The sequence below is a fragment of the Paenibacillus sp. 01T431 genome (genome assembly GCF_056398625.1).
Genome location: NZ_JBFTPT010000053.1, coordinates 1 through 1,182, shown reverse-complemented (window position 1 = coordinate 1,182; position 1,182 = coordinate 1). Strand labels below are relative to the sequence as shown.

General features: G+C 44.2%; 2 protein-coding genes. Both read right to left on the bottom strand.

Annotated features, from left to right (window positions below; all coding sequences use genetic code 11):
* Positions 1-43: 43 nt before the first annotated feature.
* Positions 44-964: an IS3 family transposase gene (locus AC1DM9_RS34345; protein WP_477584497.1), complete on the bottom strand. Its 921-nt coding sequence runs from the start codon at positions 962-964 to the stop codon at positions 44-46.
* On the bottom strand, positions 922-1,182 hold a 261-nt coding region (locus AC1DM9_RS34340), incomplete at its 5' end, for a helix-turn-helix domain-containing protein (RefSeq protein WP_477584495.1). The genes AC1DM9_RS34345 and AC1DM9_RS34340, both read right to left, overlap by 43 nt.

Genomic DNA, 1,182 nt, shown 5'->3' with positions numbered 1-1,182 from the left:
GAACTGCACCCCGTCAAGTAGACATTACAAATAATAAAACCTGTTAAACGGCCTTAGTCCTAAACTCCATTGGACTGAGGCCGTTTAGTTTCGCCTGTAATCGTTCGTAATTGTAAAAGTGAATGTAGGCTTCAATGTCCCGTTCAAGCTCATCAAAAGTTCGGTATGTATGCAAATAATATTTTTCGCACTTCAGGGTTCCCCAGAAGGATTCTATGGGACTGTTATCAATGCATCTCCCTACGCGAGACATGCTATGGGTTAATTTTTTTCCAAATAACTTTTTGAACCGTTGAGAAGTGTATTGAAAGCCTCGGTCACTATGCAGCATCGGTCTACTTCTTGGTGCTGCCTTTATCGCCTTTTTGACGGTTTGAAACACGAGGCTGTTGTTGTTCGAGTGCCCGAATACATGGGATACAACGGTATTGTCATGGAGGTCTAAGATGGCGCTTAAATACGCCTTTTGACTTTGACCATACTTGAATTCCGTTACATCTGTTACCCATTTTTCATTCGGCTTTGTCGCAGTGAATTCGCGGTTTAACAAGTTCTCAGCCACGTGCTGAGGCGTTGATGTTGCATATTTCTTACGCTTTCTACGGCGGATCACTGACTGAATGCCTTGCAGCTGCATGAGGCGCTGGATGCGCTTGTGGTTAATCTGCTGCTCCGTTTCTTTGCATAAGTGAAGGGTTAATCGACGGTACCCGTAGATACCGCCTACTTTCTCATGCAGAGAGATCATCGCTTTTGTGAGTTTTTGGTTTTCTAGTTCACGTACGCTAGGCTTGTGGTTCAACCATTTGTAATAGCTTGATCGTGGAATCTCTGCAATTTCACACAGTATCTTAATGCTGAACTGCCCATCTTGCTGTACAGCTTGAATGGCAAGATAGATGTTTTCTTGACTTACTCGACTTAGCGTCGCCTTCTTTCGAGTTCCTCTAACTTTTTTAGGAATGCAATTTCTGCGCGTAGGCGTTCATTTTCAGCCTGCATCTTCTTCATGGTAAGCTTTTGGCGGTCTATGTCAGTTAACTCTTCTTCGGTCTTTTTACGTCCACGTCCATCCTGCAGCGCATCTTGCCCGCCGTCTTGGTATTTCTTCACCCACTGATATACCTGTTGGTAGGAAACCTGATGTTGCTCCGCAGTCTTCCCATAGTCATCGTTATTTTT